Raw genomic sequence first — 21,568 nt, forward strand, 5'->3', positions numbered from 1 at the left:
CTTTACACAACTTCTAGCGCAAATAAAAAGCACGAATAATACAGCTCATATGGGTTGTGATATTAATATCCTAACTTTCTAGATATATATTCCGGCTTACTGTTTATATTGAATTTTAAGACATACCAACTTCCGAGTGCTTTTCTATAAGTAATTTCAAATAGCAAAACGGATGCTGTAGTGTCTTCAACTATATAATTTCTTAAAACCATGAAATCACCGAGTTCCTTTCTTTCAATAGGGTAGACGTTAGCGACCTTTTCTTTCGAAAGCCATTGTACAAATATTTGCTCTACTTGATCGGCTACTGGCTTTATTGCTTCGTTTCCAGCGGGTAAATGCTGTTTTACCAATTCTGCTAAGCATTGGTTACTTGCACTAAAAGCTTGCAGGCAACTTGTTATTTCTGCTTCAAATTTAGGAAGCGACTCAATTTCTTTGGACGCTACATTAAAACTTAGTATTAAGCAGGATAGCCCAAGTAACATTTTAATTATTTTCATGATTTTCCTTTGAAGTAATATTGCCCTAATAATAGGCTAATAAAAGCTTGCTAAAACGTGAATAAAAACAGAACCGAGCAAGCTATTAGCAGTCCCATCTTGATGGCGTGTTATATGCCTTTTTTAGTTAACTATAAAGCTACTTTCATTTTTAAATAGGAAACATCGCCTTTATAAAAACGTTCTCCATATGGCTGCATACCAAAGCGCTGATAGAAAGGTAGAGCTGACTCCCTAGCGTCACACCAGAAAACCTTTGCATCAGTATTTTTGAGTGAGCGAAAAATATATCTTAACATTTTAGAGCCTATTCCTTTATTTTGAAAATCAGCTTTAGTCGCAAATTTACGTAAGCGAGCTTTATCTAAATTTAAATATACAGAAGCAACACAAACAAGCTCATTATTAGTGAAAGCACCGAAATGTAAAGCCTCTTGATCACCCACTACTTGGCAATACTCGGGCGGTTTTGTTGGCCAAAGTACACTGTGACGTAACGGGATTGTTTGCTCCCAAGATATAGTACGAATTTCCATATGATTTTATAGTGCCTCCAAAGGCTATTATCATTTCTGACAATGTTTGAGTAAAAGCTGGGGCGGGGCGATCAACTCCAGTACACAGGTTCAATAGGCCTTCACTTAGTGTTCATAACAATTGATTGAATACAATAATTACATAAAATAATCATAATTACTCGTGTCAATTTTTCAGTCGCTAAAAAAAGAGGAGGGCGAATAGTCATATCTTTGACGGCGCTAACTCAGCGCACTGGGGATAATTAGGGATTCATGAAGTTAACTGATTGGTATTAATTATTATTCTTTTGAGACTTTCGTTTGGCGCAATTTTTTAAGATAGCTTGGCGGCGCTCATCATCTGCGCCGTGCCATCCTGTAATTTCATCAATATGCCGGAAGCACCCAACACATACATCTTGCTCGTCTAAGCAGCATTGACTAATACATGGTGATTGAGTTTTGGGTGGCTCTGGATATTTCATTATTTCGATTGTCCGCGTGCTTAGTTTAAAGTTGAAGGCAGTCGAGGAGTCGACAATAATTGATAAAATTTTTGCCAGCGTTGCTCATGGTTCAATTGTGGGTCAGATTCTATCCACTGTTTAACTAAATCTTTTCCCCAATTATAATTAATTACATAAGCGCCGTAAGCTTCGATAAATTTTACCCTTTGCTTAGCTTTTGCTTCGCTCATTAGCGCATATTCTTGGAGTAGTTTTTGTGCTTGAGTCGCATCAATTTCTTTTTCTAAGTATTGGCGCGCCACTTCATTGCCCGCATAACTGAGTTGTTGCACTAGTTCAGTGACCTTTGCATATTGCTCGGCTAACTTTGTCTCAATGCCTGCGAGTGGAAACAAAACGTTTTTTTCAAAAGCTAACTTCTCATCACCAGGAAACGCCATGGCAATACCATAGTTGGCACTTCCTTCTGCGATGAGAGACTGCGGACTAAACAACGGATAAACAGAGTATTCAATCCAACCTTGTTTTTGATACAAGTTTTGTTCTAATAAACTATTGTAAACGTGATGTCCCGGATAACCTTCGTGGCAACCTAAATCAACTGCACGCGAAATAGGAATAGGCAGCTCGTCATTGACTTGAATAAGCGAATGTCCTTTTCCTTGATACCAGTTATATCCACTCCAAGGCTTATCTTGAACATACTCTAAAGTGAAGCTTTCTTTTTCAGGTAATGGTATGGCTTGCTTAGTCCGCACGCGACACTCGTCAATCGCGGCCTTAAAAACTTTAGCTAGGCGATCTTTTGGAATTTCAAACTGACGATTAAAATTGGCTAATTTTTCAGTTAATGGCTGCTTTCCAGGGATAAGCTCATCTAATTTTACAAGAATTGGATTGAAGGATTGCAACGAACGAGTTGGTGGTTGAGTGTCGAATAGCTCCTTAGCTTGGCGCGCAAAACTATACTTTATTTCACCTTTTAGCATGATAGCGCGAGCAACTAACGCGGTTAACTGAGCGTCTAAGTAACTTAATCTTAATAATTCTAAATCGTTCCATTGGTTATCTGGGTTGCGCCTTTGCTCAGCCACAACATCTTGGATAAGTTTGCCCGCAATAATAATATTAGCTAATTCCATTTTGGATTGTGAGGCTTTAGTTTGCCAAATTTCTGGGCCATAGTAGGCATCAACATAATTTTTATCATGTTGCCCAAGCGCCAACACCAAGCGTACATATTGAGTTGCTGCTTCGTCCACGATTTTGTTTGCCTTAACAACTTGAGAAAACCCCAAAATAATTAACCCAATAAACCAAATTTTTTTCATGATCAATACCTCAACATTAAACTAGCCATTAATTAGCTACGCCAAAAGTCTGGGCTAAATAAAACGAGTAGTGTAAATATTTCAAGACGGCCAAATAGCATTGCTATAGATAACACCCATTTAGACAGGTCGCTAATTTCTGAATAATTAGCCGCAACTTGGCCTAAGCCTGGACCTAAGTTATTCATACAGGCCGCTACAGCAGAAAAAGCGGTTACTTGATCTAATCCATCGGCCATTAAAATCAACATAAAGACAAAAAATAGTGCTACATAAGTCGCAAAAAATCCCCACACCGCTTCAATAATATTCTCTGGCAAAACATTACTACCAATACGTATTTTAAAAATCGCATTGGGGTGAATTAACTTGCGGATTTCTCTTGCCCCTTGTTTAAACAGAAGCAAAAACCTAACCACTTTAATACCGCCACCGGTTGAACCAGCACAACCACCTATAAAACTTGCAAACACGAGTAGTACTGGCAGAAAAACGGGCCAAGTATAAAACTGTGCGGTGGCAAAGCCGGTTGTAGTGGCCATAGAAACCGAATGAAATAGGGCATCGGTGATTGCTTCGCCCATTGGGCTTCCTGCTTGCGACACTAACACTAAAGCACAGACTAAGGTCACTGCTAAAATTACAGAAATATACACTTTAAATTCCGGGTCATGGGAATAAGGCTGCATACTCAAACGGCGCACTGCGGCAAAGTGCAGCGAAAAATTGATCCCAGAAATAAGCATAAACAAGGTACAAACCATTTCAATTTGTGTGCTGTTAAACCATCCAATACTCGCATCATGGGTTGAGAATCCACCGATAGCAACAGTTGAGAAACTGTGACAAATTGCATCAAACAGCTCCATTCCGGCGCCCCAGTATGCAAGTGCGCAAGCGGTGGTTAAGCCTAAATATATATACCAAAGAGCTTTCGCTGTGCCCGCAATTCTTGGGGTTAATTTAGAGTCTTTTACCGGCCCTGGAGTTTCAGCACGATAAAGCTGCATACCCCCAATGCCTAGCATAGGCAAAATTGCAACCGCCAAAACGATAATCCCCATACCACCTAACCACTGCAATTGTTGGCGATAAAAAAGTACCGAGCGTGGCAATTCGTCTAAGCCTAAAATCACAGTCGCGCCAGTTGTGGTTAGCCCAGAAAACGATTCGAAAACAGCATCAGCTATGCCAAAATTGTCAATTTGACTTAAATATAAAGGGATAGCACCAAATAAACTCAATACAGTCCAAAACAATACAACGACTAAGAATCCATCTCGGTTACGCAGTTCGCCACGTTGTTTTTTATTCGCTAAAAACAACATTAATCCAGTGAACATACTAATAAAAAAGCCACTAAAAAATGCCGCACTGCCACCATCACTATAAATGATTGAAACGATTATAGGCGGGATCATTGTAGTACTGAAAATCATCAGTAAGATCCCTAAAATGCGAATAATGAGTTTGCTTTGCATAAATTTAAGTCTGCCTAGCTAGCCACTAAAAAAAGGTTAAGTCGACTTGGAACAACTGCTCGACTTGAGGCACATATTTTTTATCGACCAAAAATAAAATCACATGATCATTAGATTGAATAACAATATTGTGGTGGGCAATAATAACTTTATCATCGCGGACGATTGCTGCAATGGTTGTACCCCGTGGCAGCTCAATTTCACCAATGGCTCTGCCGACAACCTTAGAGGTTTCTTCAGTACCATGGGCAATCGCTTCCATGGCTTCGGCTGCACCGCGACGTAGTGAATAAACATTAGCAACATCACCCCGCCGAATGTGCCGGAGTAAACTACTGGTAGTGGTGTGTTGTGGCGACAAAGCAATGTCTATTTCATTTCCTTGCAACAAATCGGTGTATGCCACTCGATTAATTAAGACCATGGTTTTATGCACACCTAAACGTTTGGCAAGCATTGCCGACATAATATTGGCTTCGTCTTTATTGGTAACCGCAATAAAGACGTCCATATTATCGATATTTTCTTCAATTAATAAATCTTGATTGCTGGCATCGCCGCTCAAAACAATGGTGTTTTCTAATTCGTCGCTAATAGACAAAGCGACTTTTGGGTTAGCTTCAATCAACTTTACATGATATTTGTCTTCCAGTGCTTTAGCTAAGCCACGCCCAATATTGCCGCCGCCGGCAATCATTATTCGTTTATATGGGTTTTCAACTTTTTGTAGCTCAGCCATAACCCGGCGAATATGACCACTTGCTGCAATAAAAAACACTTCATCGTCTGCTTCTATCACCGTGTCGCCGGTTGGCATAATGGCCTTACCGCGCCGAAATATTGCAGCGACTCGAGTTTCTATATTAGGCATGTGATCTTTTAAAGCGGATAATGCATTACCAACAAGCAGTCCACCATAATAAGCTCTAACCGCCACTAACCTAACTAAACCATCGGCAAAATCAACTACTTGTAATGCGCCAGGGTTTTCAACTAATCGTGAAATATACTTGACCACTAACTGTTCTGGACTAATCACCACATCAACCGGTAAATTTTTAGAATCAAATAGTTTCTTTTCGCGCAAGTACTCGGAGCTACGTACTCGAGCAATTTTGGTAGGGGTATTAAAAATTGAGTAGGCAACCTGACACGCGATCATATTAGTTTCATCGCTGTTAGTTACTGCTATGATCATATCCGCATCTTCGGCACCTGCTTGGCGCAAAATGTGCGGATGCGAGCCATAACCAACAATTGTGCGCAAATCGAGATGATCTTGCAGTGCACGCAGTTTCTTAGGATTGGTATCAACAATGGTAATATCATTGTCTTCACCCGCCAAACTAATTGCTAGCGTTCCACCAACCTGTCCGGCACCGAGTATAATTATTTTCATTTGACGTTATAGCCTGTTTTTATTCCACACACCATACACTTTAATCACCTAAATTGCACAACCAAATCTGGCCTATGCAGGTTTTTGTAAACCACACAAATAAAACCCATCCATATCATTTTCACCTGGAAAAATTTGATAACCAAGTTCAGCTTTCGAGTTTAATTGACTCGCAATTGGCGCAGGCATTGCGACCAGTTCGCAGGCATTTTGCTGCATAAAACGCTGAATTTGATTTTGGTTTTCGTCTTTAAAAATAGAGCAAGTCGCATAAACCAGCCGTCCGCCCGGCTTAAGTAAGCGCCAGCAGCTGGCTAATATTTCAGACTGAAGCTCAACGGTTGGTGCTACGTCGGTTACTTTACGGTGAACTTTAATATCAGGGTTGCGACGTATAACACCGACAGCGGTACAGGGCACATCTAGCAATATGCGATCAAATAGCTGCCCATCCCACCAAGTATCAGTCGCGACCACATTAGCGGTTATTACCTGACCAGATTGCTGCATTCTAGACAAAGTTTGAGTGATTTTTTCTGCTCGCGTTTCAGAAAGTTCTACCGCGACTAAACTGACCGTCGGCTCTCTTTGTAATATATGAGTAGTCTTGCCTCCTGGCGCTGCACATGCATCTAAGACGCTTAAGTTTGGCGCCAAATCTAGTAACTCAACTGCTAACTGCGCAGCACAGTCTTGCACAGTTACTTTACCTTGGGTAAATCCGGGTAATTGAGCAACATCAACGGCTTTGTTTAATACAATACCATCGGTCGCAATGGGGTGTTTTTGAGCCGTAATTGCAGCTTCATTTAAAACGGCTAAATACTCATCACGCTGATAATAAGCGGTATTTACTCGAATGCTCATGGGTGCTTGCTGATTATTTTGGGTAAATATTTGCTCAGCTTCTTGGGGCCAATCATGGCTCACCTTTTTAATCATCCAACCAGGATGAGAGTATTGATATTGTAGCGACTTTTGCAGCCTTTCGCCTAACGCTTGCTGATTTCGTTGATAATTTCTTAAAACCGCATTAATTAAGCCTTTGGCCCAAGGTTTGTGTATTTTTTTAGCTAACTCGACGGCTTCAGAGATTGCCGCGTGATCCGGAGTGGATAAATAGCGCATTTGGTACAAGCCAACAATTAAAACCATACCAAGATCATTATCTTTAGCTTTTAACGGCTTTTCTAGCAGATTGTTTAATATTGTTTGCAACTGATGATAAAAACGCAAACTTCCAAATAAGAGCTGTTTCGCCAGCGCGCGCTGCTGTGGATTTAACTCATTTGGCTGAGCTAATAAACGATTAATTGATTGTCCTTGCCCAACAACCTGAACAAGCCAGTTTACAGCTGCTAAGCGGGGCTCACTCATGACAACCCGATGCCGAACTAGTTAAACTGCCTAGCTGCGGATTTTGGATTAACCAATCTTGGCGTGAATTAAGAAAGTCTGCAGCAGACATCGCTCTTGCACCGTCAGGCTGGAGCATCGTAATTCGAATTAGGCACTGATCACCACAAACGACGTCGATGCCTTGTTTTTGGGTGGCCACTATTTTGCCTGGCTGTATTTCTTTGGTGGATACTTCAAGTAGCTCAGCTTGCCAAATACGTATTCGCTTATCTCCAACATAACTATAGCTAACCGGCCAAGCGTTAAATGCTCTTATCTTTCTATGAATATTTTGTGCTGAAGCTTGCCAGTCAATCTCAGCCTCATGTTTCGATAGTTTATGGGCATAATTAGCTAAGTTATTATCTTGAGCCTCGCCAGAATAGGGCGGTTGCTTTTCGGCCAAAAGCTGATTAATTGCTTTACCACCTAACAAAGCAAGTTTATCGTGCAAACTACTGCCGGTTTCTGTCGCGGTAATAGGGCAACTCAGTTTTAACAACATGTCCCCAGTATCTAGCCCTTTGTCCATTTGCATAATGGTAATGCCGGTTTCATTATCACCGCTTTCAATTGCCCGTTGAATTGGCGCCGCGCCGCGCCACCTAGGCAGCAAAGAACCATGAATGTTAATACAACCAAAACGCGGCACTTTTAATACACTTTCTGGAAGCAACAATCCATAAGCCACCACAATCATTAGATCTGGCTGGTAACTTGCTAACTGTGCCACACTCTCTTGCGACTTAAAGTTTAGCGGCTGCTCAACTGGAATTTGTTGCGCTAATGCTAGCTGCTTAACTGGCCCTGGTTGGAGTTTTTTACCGCGGCCTTTGGGCCTGTCTGGCTGGCAGTAAACCGCACAAATTTGATGGCCGGCATCTAGCAGGGCTTGGAGCGCACTAGCGGCAAAGTCGGGCGTACCCGCAAATACAATTTTCAATTTAGATCCAGCCATAGGTTAAATGAGTTACATTTTATTGCGGGCTTTATGCTCTTTCTCAAGTTTTTTACGAATTCTTTCACGCTTTAAGCTAGATAAATAATCTACAAATAGCTTTCCTTGGGTATGATCGAGTTCATGTTGAATACACACAGCTAATAGCCCATCTGCATCTAACTGAAAAGGTTTTCCGTGACGATCGAGCGCTTTTATCGTTACCTCATCCGCCCGCTCCACCTTGGCATAAACCCCAGGGAACGACAAACAGCCTTCTTCCATTTCTTCAACCCCACGTAGCTCGATAATTTCTGGGTTGATAAAAACTAATGGGCTATCATTGTTTTCAGATACATCAATCACAAATAGCTGCTTGTGAATATCTACCTGGGTCGCAGCCAAACCAATTCCCGGCGCTGCGTACATGGTTTCAAACATGTTATCGATTTGCGTTTGCAGCGTTTCCCCAAAGTCTGTTACGGGCTTTGCTTCTATTCTAAGACGCTTATCTGGGTACTCTAAAATCTTTAATAAGGACATGTTGCTGACAACTCTGTGACGTAAGTTCTAGTAAAATCATAAGTAATACTGCTAAACTAATGATCATACTGGAAAATTTGTTGTTAATACACTGGGTTTTTACACAAATTTTAGGCTAAAATGGTTTAAATGGGGCTTTTTTTTAAACCTGTCGTTTAAACGCTGAATTGCCAAATGAATATTTATATCGTTCACTAGCAATAATATAGCTTAATAAATTAACCAGTTGAAAATAATGCCTGAGAATATACCAAGGGATAACGCAATGAAAAAACTCACCATTGGCCTTTTGTCTAGCATCTTAATGATATCTGCGCTGTTTAGCAGTGCGGCTGAACTAAGACAAAACCATCCAGAATTTCACGTGGTTCAACCAGGGGATACACTTTGGGATATATCACAAACCTTTTTACAGTCGCCTTGGCTATGGCCAGAAATTTGGCATGTTAACGACCAAGTTGATAATCCACACTTAATCTTTCCTGGCGACATTATTGCTTTAGTTTACATAGATGGGCAGCCAAGAATCACGAAAACCAATCAGTTACCGAATGGCACTGTAAAGCTTACCCCTAAAATACGCGAGCTTTCTGCTGACTCAGCAATTACAACCTTACCACTTGATGCAATTTTGCCGTTTTTAACTTCGGCTCAGGTTGTTACCGAAGATCAAATAGATGACGCGCCATATGTAGTTGGTAGCGACAGTGACCGCTTACTTGCTGCTCAAGCTAATAAAGTTTACGTTCGCGGTATTCTCGACGAGTCGGCGCAAAAGTACACTTTCTTCCGCAAGGGCGACCCCTACATCGACCCTGTAACCAATGAGCTTTTAGGCATTGAAGCCATCCATGTTGCTGATGGCCAAAAAATTCAAACTGGTGATCCTACTGTTATGTTGCTTAAAAAGTCAGTAATTGAGTTGCGTAAAGGCGACCGTGCTTGGCCTACAAACGACGAGCAGTTGCGCCCAGTCTACTTTCCACACTCACCCAAAGACTTTGCCGGCGGACAAATTATTTCCGTTTATGGCGGCGTACAGCAAATCGGCCAGTACGATGTTGTAGTTATCAATCGCGGTGAAAGAGAGAAAATGGAAGTCGGTCATGTACTCTCCATTTATAAAACAGGCTCCACTATCGTTGATAAAGTCGCAACAGAAAGACGCAGAGACGATAACTCGGTCAGCACTTGGACTAAATTAACTGATGCTGTCACGAATAATAAACAAACCGTCAAATTACCTGATGAAATGGCAGGTCGACTAATGATTTTTAGAACATTTGAAAAAGTTAGTCTAGGCCTAGTTCTTAAAGCTGAAAAAACTATTCATTTATATGACCAGGTAAAAATGCCTCACTAAACAGGGATCCTTTTTAAAGGCTTTGGCAAGGAGCGCCATTGAACTCAGAACAATTAGAATTACAGGCACTTATTGCGTTAAAACTCGTTGAAGGCGTTGGTAATAAAGGCGCCTTAAACCTGCTAGATAAATTCTCGAGTGCTGCCGATTTATTCAATGCTTCTCATCAGCAACTCGCTAAAGCCCAAGTTAAAGCAAAAATTGCTCAACAAATTATACAATTTGACTTTAACCGTATAGAGCCGATTTTAACTTGGGCCAAATCAACTAACCGACATATCATACCGCTTGGCAGTGCGCTCTACCCACCGCTGTTAGCACAAATTGCCAACCCACCAGTTTTACTTTTTATTGTGGGCAACCCCGAATTACTACTATCTCCACAAATTGCGGTAGTAGGCTCGCGTAACCCTACCGCTCAAGGTGCTAACAATACTCAGGCGTTCTGTGAAAGCCTTTGCGAGCACGGGCTTACTATTACTAGCGGCATGGCTAATGGTGTCGACGGAGCAGCGCACCGTGCAGCATTAGCTTGCAATGGTTTTACTATTGCCGTAGCTGGGACCGGCTTAAACCGTGTTTATCCTAAACATCATCGTGAATTAGCACATCAAATTGCAAAAACGGGTGCGTTAGTGTCAGAAAAGCTACCTGACGACCCCATGGATGCGGGCAGCTTCCCGCAAAGAAACCGAATAATCGCAGGGCTAAGTTTAGGTACTCTAGTCATAGAGGCGGCTAAAAAAAGTGGTACCTTAATTACCGCCACCTGTTCCTTAGAAGCCGGAAGAGAGGTTTTTGCAGTTCCCGGATCAATTCATAATCCACTTGCCAAAGGTTGTCATAACTTAATAAAACAAGGGGCTAAACTGGTCGAATGTATTGAAGATATTCTTGAAGATCTCCCTTGCATCTCAAAAGGTATCATTGACCGTTCTATACCCCCCGAGAAACCCAGTTTAAGCAAACAAGATGCCGAGTTTCTAAAGCATATTGATTACGATATAACACCGTTAGACAGCATCATTCTACGCAGCCAATTGACAGTAGAAGCCACGACCAATAAACTACTCGAATTAGAACTAAAAGGCTGGGTAATTAACAGCGTCGGCGGCTACATTCGCCAATAATTTAATTTTGGGGAAAGTTAATGAAAGCAGAAGTGATGGATGTGCTGCTTTATATTTTTGAAAGATTTCAAAACGATGAATTTGTGCCTGTGGAAAAAGCGCAAGCTTTAGTCAGCGAGTTGGAAGAAGTCGGCTTTAAAACCGTTGAAATCGATTCCGCTTTAAACTGGCTAGATGGTCTCGTTGATACCAGTTCTAAAGACTTTGAACCTGATCAAACCACTTTGGTCAGCACGCGAATTTACCACCCATATGAGCAACTCTATCTGTCAATTCCTTGTCGCGGATTTTTATACTTTTTAGAGAATGTTGGGGTGCTCGATCCACATAGCCGTGAAGCAGTAGTCGATCGGGTTCTTGCGCTCAATTCAGATACACCAATTGACCTTGACCAACTTAAATGGGTAGTGATGATGGTGTTATTCAACATACCAGGCAAACAAGAAGCGGCGGTTTGGTTAGAAAATATGGACGCTTGTTTTCACTAAACCAAAATCATCGCTTTAATTCTTAGGAATTACTCTAGATATTCAATAAACCGCTTTATTTATAAGGGTTTTTAGCATCGGCCTGGCGTTTAAAGCGCTTATAACTCCATTGATATTGAGCCCAATGGCGGTCAACGATGGACTCTATTTGCAAATTTAAGGCTGTATTAAAAGACTCTACTTGAGCTAAGTTGGGATCGAAGTTAGCCGCTTCTATTTCTATATTAAAGCCTTTGCCAGAATCATCTCTTATCGCATTGGCAAACAACAGCTCGGCACCAGTTTTCTGAACAAATTTATGTAACAGAGTCATAGTATACGCCGGATGACCATAAAACGGAGCATAAACCCCAGCACCTTCACGAGGGGCTTGGTCAGGCAAAATGGTCATAATTCCATCTCTCGCTTTCACTGACTTTAACAGCCCCATAATGCCTTTGGGGTTAGCCGCAAAAGCTTTACCGCCAAATAGCTGACGAGCGCGTAACAAATATTGATCCAGTGGCTTAAATTTGGCCGACTGATACATCCCAAAGGCGGGGTAATGGTGCTGTATCCAATGCCAGCACATTTCCCAATTGCCGATATGTAGCACCGCAATAATTAGTGGTTTATCTTGCGCGACAATTGAATCAATTAAGTTTTGATTTTTAACCTGTTTAAACTGGCGGGTAATTTGCTCTGGTTGACCTAGCCAAGCGGTAGCTATTTCTGGAGCTAACCAAGCATTTTGCTTTAGGAATGCTTTTATTCTTTGGTTTATTTGTTGTTTGTTTAACTCAGGATAGCAAATCTCTAAGTTTTTTCGAACCACACGTGTGGCCTTTCCATTGATCCAATAATTGCAATAACCCGCCACTAACCCGAGTGAACGCACTAGTTTAGTGGGCAGACGATACACGCACTGTAACAGTGCCACTAAGATCCAGCCTTTAATAAGGGTCGATTTTTTGTCTCTGTATGCCACTAAGAGTCTCTGCTTGAATTAGTCTGGTCTAGCTCTTTGGAGCCTGTGATTAACGCTTTTAGTTCTTCTATTTGTGCCTGAAGCGCCTCAATTTGGGCGCGGCTTGCGGGCTCACCCCCTTGCGCCGACTCACCGTGCTGTTCTGCACGATAAGCCTCTTGTTCTTGCGCCATCACTTCTAAGACCGTTCCCACCATCATATTTAAAAATACAAACGCAGTAAAAAAGATAAAGGAAATATAATACATCCAACTCAATGGAAAAACGGTCATAGTTTCATACATTACGTCGGTCCAGTCTTCAAAGGTTGCTACTCTAAATAAAGTCAGCATAGAGATAGACACATCCCCCCACAGCACCGGGTTAATACTTTCGAACAAGATACTGCCTACTGCACCATATATGTAGAAAATGACAAACATCAAAAGCGCAATGTAGCTCATACGCGGCATTGCTTTTAACAACGCATTAATTAGTAAGCGTAGTTCAGGAATAATCGAAACCAAACGAAGTACTCTAAAAACGCGTAAAAGCCGCGCCAATAAAACCCCAGAACCACCATCAGGAATTAAGCTACCAATCACAATTATTGTGTCAAAAATGTTCCAACCGTCACTAAAAAAGCGCTTTGTGCTATTGATCGCTAAAAACCGAATAACAATTTCTATCACAAAGAATACCGTTACACTCATATCTAATATGCTAATAATTTGGACAAAACTATCAGGCAAATCATGGGTTCTTGCGCCAATCAAAAGGGCGGAAATTAGAATAACCATAACCACCAAGGTTTGAAATAGCTTACTTTCGTTTAGCGCTTCTAAACGCTTTAAAAACTGCGACCAAATCATATGAGTGAATCTACAAAAGAAATGAAGCAGGATAATAATCAAAAAAACACCTTGGAGCAAAGGATCCTGCCGATTTAAGTGGTTCACTATAGTAACTATTAGCCTCATACAGCAATTGTCCAGCAAAAGTTCGCTGCGATGTTAAAGTATTATGTTCACTTGTTATATTTTTTGATTTGACGTTAATATGGCTAAATTCTCAAGAAAAAGCCGCCTGTCGCCTTGCTGTCAGGTGACTTTCGTCACCGCCAGCGCTATATTTTGGCATTATTTCCTCATAGAGAACGGGGACAAAACATGATCGTTAAAAAGTTAAGAGAAAGCAGACATTGGTCACAAGAACAGCTCGCAATAATGAGTGGGTTGAGCATTAGAACCATTCAACGGGTTGAGAGTGGCCAAAGTACCAGTTTGGAAACTCTTAAGAGCCTTGCCTCTGTATTTGAAACTGATATTTCTAAATTAACAGAGGAAATTACTGTGATAGATAAAGATTCACAAAGTTGGAAAAACTTGCCTTGGTGGGTTAGAGCCAACTATTTAGGCATCGGCTCACGCAAAACCTACTTTATCATTGAAGTTAGCTTTCTAATTGTCGGCCTTCTCTTTATGTTTAGCGCTACAACCATAAGCTTTGCGCCGGCTTGTTTTGTCGGTGCCTATGCAAGCTGCGCCACCATTAGGTACGCTGATAATAAAGGGCTATGGGATTTTTAATGACGTTACTAATTTAAAATATTAATTTCGAGGCGGCGAGCGAATCGCCGCCTCAACAGTTAAGTAGGTAAGGCTATAATCTTATAAATCGATTTCTATTTTGCCTAATTTGGTGCTTCTTTTTGAGTCAGTATGAATTAGTCCCTGTTTTGGATAACCATTAACACTCAATAGTTGGTTATCTAATTTATCTAATGCAGCGAGTTCTGTGCAAAGTTGTTCAGCTTTCACTTCGAGGGCTTCGGCGTTTTCCTCTACATACTTTTCGATATCGTGCTCTAGCGTTTCCATTCGAAACTCTAAATCCTTTAACTCTTCACTGTCTCCAGAAAACACACTCGATAAAATATTGCCAATCAATTTACCCGAATACTTTGTTACCGCAGTTTCAATCATTGCTTCTAATTCTTCATCAATTGCTTTCTCAAAAGAGTTTTCTAGTGATTGAGCGTTAAAGTGGTTGGGGCTTATGTGTGACCGAATATTTTCAGACAGTTTTTCAATTGGCGCTATGAGTTCTTGCTGGATTTGTGGCTCGTCGGTAAAAAAAGCGGTCATTACTATTCCAGCAGCTTTCATCCCAAGCTCTATTCCTTCTATTGCAACATCAGCCACTTTAGGCACAAGTAGCCGAGACTCCCGCTGAAACTGCATAGCGGCTTGCAATTGAGTTGAGTCAAGTTGCGTTGCTAAACCATTTATAGATAAACCCTGCTTATCAAAAATTAGCTCATCACCATTTTTTTGACTAAAAATTAACTGATTTTCGTTTAAATTAACATTAAAGTCAGTCGCATACTCACAACCATCCTTAGCTACGGCAAAAGTCGACGCTCCGCAGAGTAACCCAATAAATATCACTTTTTTCATTTGTAGCCCTCCAAAGAGCATGACATATTTCATTAAATTGCAATCAAGCATTAAGTCGCTCTATTACAGCATAAAGTTTGGCTTTTAATATGTTGAGATGTAAATAACTATTTCAAACATAAAAAAACGCGCTAAAAGCGCGTTTTTTTTATAGTCACAGCAGTTTATTAAACTATTTACCGCTCCCCGATAAAGAGATAATCGCTTGTTCAATTTCATCTGTGCTATTAAAGTTAGCCGAATTCAGCTTAAAGCGTTGATTCACAACAAATACCGGCGTACTCATCACTTTGTTTTTCATAGCGTACTGTTTAGACAGTCTAACTTGGGTATTTAACCAATATGATTTAGCAATATCATCGTAGTCTTTTTCAGCAACACCTAAGTCGAGAAAAAACTGCTTCATCTCTGCTTTGTCATTAAAGTGGTTTTTTTCTACATGTAGTCGATGAAAGATTTTAGCGTGACTTTTATCGAGTATGCCTAATTTTTCCCCAATATAGTAAGCCTCAACATAAATTTTCCAAGAAGGACGCAATTCTAATGGGATTTTTTTTACGGTAATGCCCGGATTGTTCGCTTTAATTTTATCAACAAAGGGCTCCATAGAATAACAAGCACCGCAGGCATAATTAAAAAACTCTTCTACCATAGGTTGCTCACTACCTTTAGCAGCAGTCACTTCGTAATGAGTTCCTACCACTAAGTCGTTATTTGCTGCCATAGCAAAATTAGCACTAAAACCAAATACTAAGCCCAAACTTAAAAGCTGAGTTACAAATTTCATAGTTATCCTCTATTCAAAATTATTATTGTAATTACCGTTATTCTACCGTGACAGACTTAGCTAAATTTCTTGGCTGATCAACGTCTGTGCCTTTAATTACCGCAACGTGATACGACAATAGCTGCAAAGGTACAGTAAATATAATAGGCGCAGTATACTGACCGATAGCTGAACAATGAATGATTTTGAGGCCATCATTTTCATTAATTTGACTGTCTTTATCAGCAAACACATAAAGCTGACCGCCGCGCGCTCTCACTTCTTCCATATTGGACTTTAATTTTTCAATTAGTTCATTATTTGGCGCTACCACTACCACGGGCATCTCTTGATCAATTAATGCTAACGGGCCATGCTTTAATTCGCCAGCAGCATAAGCTTCGGCGTGAATATAAGAAATCTCTTTAAGCTTTAAAGCACCTTCCATTGCAATGGGGTACTGTTCGCCACGGCCAAGGAAAAGACAGTGATGCTTTTCGTTAAAGTCTTCCGCGATTTGCTCAATTAAGCTGTCCATAGAAAGCGCTTGGTTAATTTCTGTAGGTAACTGTCTTAGTTCACAAACCACTTTGGCAATTTCATCATTTGAGAGGGTTTGCTTAGACTGCGCTAATGCTGTAGCCAACATTAATAAGCCGGTTAACTGAGTCGTAAAAGCCTTGGTTGAAGCAACACCAATTTCTGCACCGGCACGAGTCATAAATGCCATATCAGACTCTCTCACCAGCGATGAACCAGGCACATTACAAATCGTTAAGCTCGCCATAAAGCCTTGCTCTTTTGCAATTCTAAGCGCGGCTAGCGTATCAGCGGTTTCTCCAGACTGAGAAATACTTATAAATAATGAATTGGCCACCACGACTGTTTTGCGATAGCGGTATTCGCTGGCAATTTCAACATGACATGGAATACCAACCATTGATTCAATCCAATACTTGGCTACCATTGCGGCATGATAACTAGTACCACAAGCAATAATTTGTACTGACTCTGCTTTTGCTAACAGCTCTGGTGCTTTATTGCCGAATGATTCAATAATAACGCTATCATTATGCAAACGGCCCTCTAAAGTACTCGTAATAGAAGAGGGCTGCTCGTAAATTTCTTTCATCATAAAGTGACGAAACTGACCTTTATCGCCGGCATCGTGTTGTACATTAGACTCTTCAAAGTCTCTTTCAACGAGTTGACCATCTGGACTTAGAATTTTAATTTCGCGGCGAGTGACCTCTGCCACTTCACCTTCTTCTAAAAACATAAATTGGCGAGTAACTGGTAACAACGCGAGTTGATCAGAGGCGATAAACATTTCGCCAATACCTTTTCCAAGCACCAAAGGACTTCCCGAGCGCGCGACCACTAAGCGGTCAGGGTTGGCTTTTTCCATCACCACGGTGCCATAAGCTCCATGCAGAAGTTTGGTTGCTTTAAGTACTGCGTCTAATAAAGAATCGGTTTCGCGCCTTTCCCTTTCTATTAAGTGGGCCATTACTTCAGTATCGGTGTCTGATGAAAAAACATAGCCTTGTGACTTAAGTTCTTCGCGCAAACTTTCATAATTTTCAATAATACCGTTATGAACAATGGCAATTTCTTCGTTAGAAAAATGAGGATGTGCATTAGATTCGCTCGGCTCACCATGAGTCGCCCAACGAGTATGCGCAATGCCTATATTACCGTCAATTGGTGATGCGGCCATTGCTTTACCAAGCTCTGCTACTTTACCTACCCGGCGCAGGCGGGCAATTTCGCCATTTTGAATGACGGCTAACCCTGCTGAGTCATAGCCGCGGTATTCTAAACGGCGCAAGCCTTCTACTAAAATTTCAGCGATATCCCTTTGCGCCACAGCGCCAACTATTCCACACATTTGTTACTACTCCGTTATTTTTGCTGTTTAGTTGGACGCTTCCAACCTTCAATTTGTTTTTGCTTAACACGACTTATGCACAGAGCGTCATCGCTCACATCAGCGGTCACTGTTGTTCCAGCACCAATGGTAACATTTTTACCAATTCGAACTGGCGCAACAAGCTGACTGTCTGATCCAATAAATGCACCGTCTTCAATAATGGTTTGATGTTTATTCGCACCATCATAGTTACAAGTAATTGTTCCGGCGCCTATATTTACGTTTTTACCGACTTGGCTATCCCCAATGTAGGCTAGGTGGCCCGCTTTAGAACCTTGGCCTAAAGTTGACTTCTTAATTTCAACGAAATTGCCCACGTGCGAATCCTTGCTTAAATGAGTACCCGGACGCAACCTTGCAAATGGGCCCACACTGCATTCTGCGTCTATGTTGGCTTCTTCAATGACAGAATTTGCTTTAATTTGCGAGTTTTGCCCCACAGTACAATCTTTTAAGTAGCTATTAGGACCAATACTAGCACCTTGTTTAATAATGACTTTTCCTTCAAATACGCAATTAATATCAATCACTACGTCACTTTCACACACCAGCGTGCCGCGTAAATCAAAGCGGTTGGGGTCGCGTAAAGTAACGCCCGCAGTCATTAAGTCACGGGCCATTTTCAATTGCCAAACACGTTCAAGCTCAGCTAACTGCTGGAGCGTATTAATCCCTTCAACTTCATACAACTCCACAGGTTGAGCGGCAGTTACCTGGTTACCATCGGCCACCGCCATTGCGATAATATCGGTGAGATAATATTCGCCCTGCGCATTATCATTATTAAGCTGACCAACCCACTGCTTTAGTTGAGTTGAGTTACAGCACATAATACCGGTATTCACTTCGTTGATTTGTCGCTGTAAATCAGTGGCATCTTTATGCTCTACAATTCCCGTAACTTCATTATTTGCGTCGCGAGTAATACGACCATACCCGGTTGGGTCATCTAAAAAGCAAGTCATTAGCGCGATGCCAGAAGGACTATTTTGTTGTAAATCAACTAGTTGAGAAAGTGTGTCATGATGAATTAATGGCACGTCACCATATAAAATTAACGTCGCAGTGTCATCTTTAAGGCCATCTAGGGTCATTTTGACAGCATGGCCAGTACCTAATTGCTCGGTTTGTTCAACAAAAGTCAGCTCAACGCCATTACCTTTAACCTTTTGCTTTACCTTTTCTGCACCGTGACCAACAACTAAATGGCAGTGCTGAGCGCCCATCGAGTGGCAACTATCAATCACATGCTGAACTAAAGGCTTGCCGGCCAACTGGTGCAGCACTTTAGGTAATTGCGATTTCATGCGGCTGCCTTTCCCAGCAGCTAGAATAATGACTTGGATATCCATTCTAATGTTATTTCCATGATTAATTGATTCAAATTAGTCCGCTATTTTACGCTTAAATTAAGCTGAGTAAAACCTTTAAAACCCGCTCTAATCACTGCTATAAAGCAAGATATAGACAAAACCCCGTTACTGAGGTGTGAGCATGCTTTGCATCAACTATTCAATTAGCTATTCTGTAATGATGAAAACAAACAATTTTAAATTTAAAGCTCTGCTGGCCAATCTATTAGCCTGGTCACTTTTTATTGCGATAAGCCTTTCAGCATCTTTTATTGACTCAAGTAGGGCAGGTATTCCAGTCGATGTGGCCGCTCGGGTGTGGGGATACTTAATTAGTTTTGTCCCGTGGATGTTAGCAACCCCGGTGTTTTATTGGTATTTGTCGCGTCAGCACCGTTTAAGGTCACATCGTTTAATCACTACGCTCAGTAAACTATTTATTTGCTGGGCGCCTTTGGTTATTTTATTTGAAACCTGGTCTTTTGCTGTAATGCGACCGCAGCAAGGTAAAACTGGACTAGAACTATTTTTATCAGTACCGCTATTTTTTTGGGTCTACTGCTTAATTTTATTTAGCGTGATTATAGGAGCCTGCTTATCTTTACTTTATTTTAGGCGATATAACGCTAAACGAATTGCAGCTATTCAAGCACAACAAGAAAACACCCAACTCGCATTACAATTAAGTGAGCTAAGAATTAACTCGCTATTATCACAATTAGAGCCACACTTTTTATTCAACGCACTTAACTCGATTGCGAGTTTGGTTAGAATAGACAATCAAAAGTGTGCACTATCCGCAATTAAACAATTAAGTAGTCTGTTGCGTTACGCAGTAGAAGCTAGTCGTTCAAAATTCATTAGCCTTAACGCCGAGCTAACTTTTGTTACTGACTATTTAACCTTACAAGAATTAAGATATGCAGATAAGCTGAGTTGGTCCATTAATGATGAAAGAGACATTAAAAACCAAGAAATACCGCCATTTTTAATTCAAATATTAGCTGAAAACGCGATTAAACATGGATTAGAAAAGCCCGGCGAAGTCATGCAGTTAACCATTAATATTAGCAACTCAAAAGACCAGTTATTTCTTAATGTTAGCAACACTCAAAGTCAACACAGCCAGATCAACAAACACCAAGGAATTGGCTTAAGAAACCTTAGTGACCGCTTAAATATACTTTACCAATCCCAATACCAAATGCAGGTAGATAATACGGAAAGCCACTATAAATCGTTAATTCAAATACCTGCTTGGCCCCCAGAAGTGGAAACAATTGATGCCAGTTAAAGACTCAAACAACCCTATTCGCGCGATAATCGTAGACGATGAAAACTTAGCAAGAGAAAGTATTCGTGTATCACTTAACCAGTACAGCGACTGGGATATTGTGGGGGAGTGTAATCGTGGTGATGAAGTCGTTTCGCTAGTTAAGCAAGTAAAACCCGATGTGGTTTTTTTGGACATTAATATGCCAGGCCAAAATGGTCTAACAGTATGCAAAGCACTGCAAAATACTCCACAACCGCCATTTATAATATTTGTAACCGCCTACGACTTACATGCGGTAGAAGCCTTTGAGTTGTGTGCTTTAGATTATTTATTAAAGCCGTTTGACGACCAACGTTTTCAACAAACGCTTAGCCGAGCAAGTGAACAGATTAAACACCATGAGGTTCATAAAAACCAAGTCGCGCAATTAACTCAAGTTTCAAGCAACGCAAATGAAATTTTAACCACCCTTATCGTTCGTTCAGTCGGAAAGATTCAGCTAGTCGATGTAAGTGACTTACTTTGGGTGTCGACAGCAGGCAACTACTTAGAGTTACACTGCAAAGAAGGAGTAATTTTACACCGAGTAAGTTTAAGTTACTTAGAAAAACATTTATCTAAACAAGAATTTATACGAGTACACAGAACTGCAATGATACGTTTTAGTTTAGTCAGGGAGTTTATAACCGTGGCAGACGGTCAGTATAATGTCATTTTAAGCAATGGTGATCAGGTTGCCGTTAGTCAAACCTATAAAGCCGAATTACTTAAAAAGCTCGGTATTGAGCAATAAAGATTTTTAACCGGTGAAAACTGGTAAAAGGCTTTATGCTAATTTTTTATGCGCCATTAGATATTGGTTTAGCCTTGCTTTCAAACAACTGTAATTGCGTAACCTTGCTTAGGAAAAGTCTTTATTTGAATTTCTTCGACCCCCATTTGCTGTAATGTTTTGCGGAGTTTACATACACTGTGTGTAACCCCTTTTTCGCCAGTGTAGTAGTTACCATGCCAAACTTTTTGGATTAACTCTTCTCTAGAAATAACACGTTGTTTGTTAATCATCATATAAAACAAAACTTCATTTAGTTTATTACGCAAATAAACCGTTTCACCGTTAGCGCTTAACCTTTGATTACTAGCGTCATACTCAATTTTTCCAAAGGTCATTTTACCGGTTGTTAAGCTTTGTATTGCGGGGTTATACATAGTGCAACTCCTTAAACCTGTGCTTTGTTTGCGACTTAACTCACTGTTCTTTGCCAACTTAGACGTTTA

Annotated in this window: 22 protein-coding genes; 6 read left to right on the plus strand and 16 right to left on the minus strand. The window is 40.8% G+C overall.

Annotated elements, in window-relative coordinates; all coding sequences use genetic code 11:
* Positions 1–62: 62 nt before the first annotated feature.
* The 9 genes from ACUR5C_RS16100 to def form a co-directional block, all read right to left on the minus strand.
* On the minus strand, positions 63–503 hold the full coding sequence (locus ACUR5C_RS16100) for a hypothetical protein (RefSeq protein ID WP_454466210.1): 441 nt from the start codon (positions 501–503) through the stop codon (positions 63–65).
* Between the two features lie 131 nt (positions 504–634).
* Positions 635–1,039, minus strand: coding sequence for a GNAT family N-acetyltransferase (locus tag ACUR5C_RS16105; RefSeq protein ID WP_454466211.1), 405 nt, complete (start codon positions 1,037–1,039; stop codon positions 635–637).
* 275 nt (positions 1,040–1,314) lie between these two features.
* Positions 1,315–1,506 carry a DUF1289 domain-containing protein gene (locus ACUR5C_RS16110; protein ID WP_454466212.1) on the minus strand — a complete coding sequence of 64 codons (192 nt, stop codon included), beginning with the start codon at positions 1,504–1,506 and terminating at the stop codon, positions 1,315–1,317.
* Between the two features lie 20 nt (positions 1,507–1,526).
* Entirely contained in the window at positions 1,527–2,819 is a 1,293-nt protein-coding gene (locus ACUR5C_RS16115; protein ID WP_454466213.1) for a hypothetical protein, read from the minus strand.
* A gap of 32 nt (positions 2,820–2,851) precedes the next feature.
* Positions 2,852–4,300: a TrkH family potassium uptake protein gene (locus ACUR5C_RS16120; RefSeq protein WP_454466214.1), complete on the minus strand. Its 1,449-nt coding sequence runs from the start codon at positions 4,298–4,300 to the stop codon at positions 2,852–2,854.
* A 25-nt stretch (positions 4,301–4,325) separates the two neighbouring features.
* On the minus strand, positions 4,326–5,699 hold the full coding sequence (gene trkA, locus ACUR5C_RS16125) for a Trk system potassium transporter TrkA (protein ID WP_454466215.1): 1,374 nt from the start codon (positions 5,697–5,699) through the stop codon (positions 4,326–4,328).
* A gap of 72 nt (positions 5,700–5,771) precedes the next feature.
* Positions 5,772–7,076, minus strand: coding sequence for a 16S rRNA (cytosine(967)-C(5))-methyltransferase RsmB (gene rsmB / locus ACUR5C_RS16130; protein WP_454466216.1), 1,305 nt, complete (start codon positions 7,074–7,076; stop codon positions 5,772–5,774).
* Positions 7,069–8,040, minus strand: coding sequence for a methionyl-tRNA formyltransferase (gene fmt / locus ACUR5C_RS16135; protein ID WP_454466217.1), 972 nt, complete (start codon positions 8,038–8,040; stop codon positions 7,069–7,071). The genes rsmB and fmt overlap by 8 nt, the downstream gene beginning before the upstream one ends.
* A gap of 27 nt (positions 8,041–8,067) precedes the next feature.
* Positions 8,068–8,577: a peptide deformylase gene (gene def / locus ACUR5C_RS16140; protein ID WP_454466218.1), complete on the minus strand. Its 510-nt coding sequence runs from the start codon at positions 8,575–8,577 to the stop codon at positions 8,068–8,070.
* Between the two features lie 265 nt (positions 8,578–8,842).
* Between def and ACUR5C_RS16145 the strand changes: the two genes are divergently transcribed.
* Genes ACUR5C_RS16145 through ACUR5C_RS16155 form a run of 3 tightly spaced genes read left to right on the plus strand, consistent with a single transcriptional unit; the run spans position 8,843 to position 11,558 of the window.
* The gene (locus ACUR5C_RS16145; RefSeq protein ID WP_454466219.1) at positions 8,843–9,940 is read left to right on the plus strand and encodes a LysM peptidoglycan-binding domain-containing protein; all 1,098 of its coding nucleotides are present in this window, start codon (positions 8,843–8,845) and stop codon (positions 9,938–9,940) included.
* A gap of 38 nt (positions 9,941–9,978) precedes the next feature.
* A complete protein-coding gene (gene dprA, locus ACUR5C_RS16150) occupies positions 9,979–11,070 on the plus strand; it encodes a DNA-processing protein DprA (RefSeq protein WP_454466220.1) in 1,092 nt (363 codons plus the stop codon).
* Between the two features lie 20 nt (positions 11,071–11,090).
* Positions 11,091–11,558 (plus strand): Smg family protein, encoded by a 468-nt coding sequence (locus tag ACUR5C_RS16155; RefSeq protein WP_454466221.1) that lies wholly within the window; start codon positions 11,091–11,093, stop codon positions 11,556–11,558.
* A 55-nt stretch (positions 11,559–11,613) separates the two neighbouring features.
* Here the strand turns inward: ACUR5C_RS16155 and ACUR5C_RS16160 are convergent, their stop codons facing one another.
* Both ACUR5C_RS16160 and ACUR5C_RS16165 read right to left on the minus strand, forming a co-directional pair.
* A complete protein-coding gene (locus tag ACUR5C_RS16160; RefSeq protein WP_454466222.1) occupies positions 11,614–12,525 on the minus strand; it encodes a lysophospholipid acyltransferase family protein in 912 nt (303 codons plus the stop codon).
* Entirely contained in the window at positions 12,525–13,376 is an 852-nt protein-coding gene (locus ACUR5C_RS16165; protein WP_454466223.1) for an ion transporter, read from the minus strand. Before ACUR5C_RS16165 ends, ACUR5C_RS16160 begins: the two co-directional genes overlap by 1 nt.
* 297 nt (positions 13,377–13,673) lie before the next feature.
* On the opposite strand from ACUR5C_RS16165, the gene ACUR5C_RS16170 reads away from it, so the two are divergent.
* Positions 13,674–14,093 carry a helix-turn-helix domain-containing protein gene (locus ACUR5C_RS16170; RefSeq protein WP_454466224.1) on the plus strand — a complete coding sequence of 140 codons (420 nt, stop codon included), beginning with the start codon at positions 13,674–13,676 and terminating at the stop codon, positions 14,091–14,093.
* An 81-nt stretch (positions 14,094–14,174) separates the two neighbouring features.
* Here the strand turns inward: ACUR5C_RS16170 and ACUR5C_RS16175 are convergent, their stop codons facing one another.
* The 4 genes from ACUR5C_RS16175 to glmU form a co-directional block, all read right to left on the minus strand.
* Positions 14,175–14,963 (minus strand): DUF2884 family protein, encoded by a 789-nt coding sequence (locus tag ACUR5C_RS16175; protein ID WP_454466225.1) that lies wholly within the window; start codon positions 14,961–14,963, stop codon positions 14,175–14,177.
* Between the two features lie 172 nt (positions 14,964–15,135).
* Entirely contained in the window at positions 15,136–15,750 is a 615-nt protein-coding gene (locus ACUR5C_RS16180) for a thiol:disulfide interchange protein DsbA/DsbL (RefSeq protein WP_454466226.1), read from the minus strand.
* A 37-nt stretch (positions 15,751–15,787) separates the two neighbouring features.
* Positions 15,788–17,620 (minus strand): glutamine--fructose-6-phosphate transaminase (isomerizing), encoded by a 1,833-nt coding sequence (glmS, locus tag ACUR5C_RS16185; RefSeq protein ID WP_454466227.1) that lies wholly within the window; start codon positions 17,618–17,620, stop codon positions 15,788–15,790.
* A gap of 14 nt (positions 17,621–17,634) precedes the next feature.
* Entirely contained in the window at positions 17,635–19,014 is a 1,380-nt protein-coding gene (gene glmU, locus ACUR5C_RS16190) for a bifunctional UDP-N-acetylglucosamine diphosphorylase/glucosamine-1-phosphate N-acetyltransferase GlmU (RefSeq protein ID WP_454466228.1), read from the minus strand.
* 178 nt (positions 19,015–19,192) lie between these two features.
* Between glmU and ACUR5C_RS16195 the strand changes: the two genes are divergently transcribed.
* Entirely contained in the window at positions 19,193–20,308 is a 1,116-nt protein-coding gene (locus ACUR5C_RS16195; RefSeq protein ID WP_454466229.1) for a sensor histidine kinase, read from the plus strand.
* On the plus strand, positions 20,298–21,083 hold the full coding sequence (locus tag ACUR5C_RS16200; protein WP_454466230.1) for a LytR/AlgR family response regulator transcription factor: 786 nt from the start codon (positions 20,298–20,300) through the stop codon (positions 21,081–21,083). Before ACUR5C_RS16195 ends, ACUR5C_RS16200 begins: the two co-directional genes overlap by 11 nt.
* Positions 21,084–21,163: 80 nt before the next feature.
* Here the strand turns inward: ACUR5C_RS16200 and ACUR5C_RS16205 are convergent, their stop codons facing one another.
* Positions 21,164–21,499: a winged helix-turn-helix domain-containing protein gene (locus ACUR5C_RS16205; RefSeq protein WP_454466231.1), complete on the minus strand. Its 336-nt coding sequence runs from the start codon at positions 21,497–21,499 to the stop codon at positions 21,164–21,166.
* Between the last annotated feature and the right edge of the window lie 69 nt (positions 21,500–21,568).

The sequence above is a fragment of the Aliikangiella aequoris genome (assembly GCF_053709105.1).

Bases quoted from the DNA above. Each gene is read 5' to 3' on its own strand.
- glmS (WP_454466227.1), bottom strand. From the start codon at position 17,620: ATGTGTGGAATAGTTGGCGCTGTGGCGCAAAGGGATATCGCTGAAATT.
- ACUR5C_RS16165 (WP_454466223.1), bottom strand. From the start codon at position 13,376: ATGATTTGGTCGCAGTTTTTAAAGCGTTTAGAAGCGCTAAACGAAAGT.
- ACUR5C_RS16200 (WP_454466230.1), top strand. From the start codon at position 20,298: ATGCCAGTTAAAGACTCAAACAACCCTATTCGCGCGATAATCGTAGAC.
- ACUR5C_RS16105 (WP_454466211.1), bottom strand. From the start codon at position 1,039: ATGGAAATTCGTACTATATCTTGGGAGCAAACAATCCCGTTACGTCAC.
- ACUR5C_RS16110 (WP_454466212.1), bottom strand. From the start codon at position 1,506: ATGAAATATCCAGAGCCACCCAAAACTCAATCACCATGTATTAGTCAA.
- ACUR5C_RS16155 (WP_454466221.1), top strand. From the start codon at position 11,091: ATGAAAGCAGAAGTGATGGATGTGCTGCTTTATATTTTTGAAAGATTT.
- ACUR5C_RS16100 (WP_454466210.1), bottom strand. From the start codon at position 503: ATGAAAATAATTAAAATGTTACTTGGGCTATCCTGCTTAATACTAAGT.
- ACUR5C_RS16195 (WP_454466229.1), top strand. From the start codon at position 19,193: ATGATGAAAACAAACAATTTTAAATTTAAAGCTCTGCTGGCCAATCTA.
- ACUR5C_RS16115 (WP_454466213.1), bottom strand. From the start codon at position 2,819: ATGAAAAAAATTTGGTTTATTGGGTTAATTATTTTGGGGTTTTCTCAA.
- ACUR5C_RS16175 (WP_454466225.1), bottom strand. From the start codon at position 14,963: ATGAAAAAAGTGATATTTATTGGGTTACTCTGCGGAGCGTCGACTTTT.
- glmU (WP_454466228.1), bottom strand. From the start codon at position 19,014: ATGGATATCCAAGTCATTATTCTAGCTGCTGGGAAAGGCAGCCGCATG.
- ACUR5C_RS16180 (WP_454466226.1), bottom strand. From the start codon at position 15,750: ATGAAATTTGTAACTCAGCTTTTAAGTTTGGGCTTAGTATTTGGTTTT.
- def (WP_454466218.1), bottom strand. From the start codon at position 8,577: ATGTCCTTATTAAAGATTTTAGAGTACCCAGATAAGCGTCTTAGAATA.
- ACUR5C_RS16205 (WP_454466231.1), bottom strand. From the start codon at position 21,499: ATGTATAACCCCGCAATACAAAGCTTAACAACCGGTAAAATGACCTTT.
- rsmB (WP_454466216.1), bottom strand. From the start codon at position 7,076: ATGAGTGAGCCCCGCTTAGCAGCTGTAAACTGGCTTGTTCAGGTTGTT.
- ACUR5C_RS16120 (WP_454466214.1), bottom strand. From the start codon at position 4,300: ATGCAAAGCAAACTCATTATTCGCATTTTAGGGATCTTACTGATGATT.
- trkA (WP_454466215.1), bottom strand. From the start codon at position 5,699: ATGAAAATAATTATACTCGGTGCCGGACAGGTTGGTGGAACGCTAGCA.
- ACUR5C_RS16170 (WP_454466224.1), top strand. From the start codon at position 13,674: ATGATCGTTAAAAAGTTAAGAGAAAGCAGACATTGGTCACAAGAACAG.
- ACUR5C_RS16145 (WP_454466219.1), top strand. From the start codon at position 8,843: ATGAAAAAACTCACCATTGGCCTTTTGTCTAGCATCTTAATGATATCT.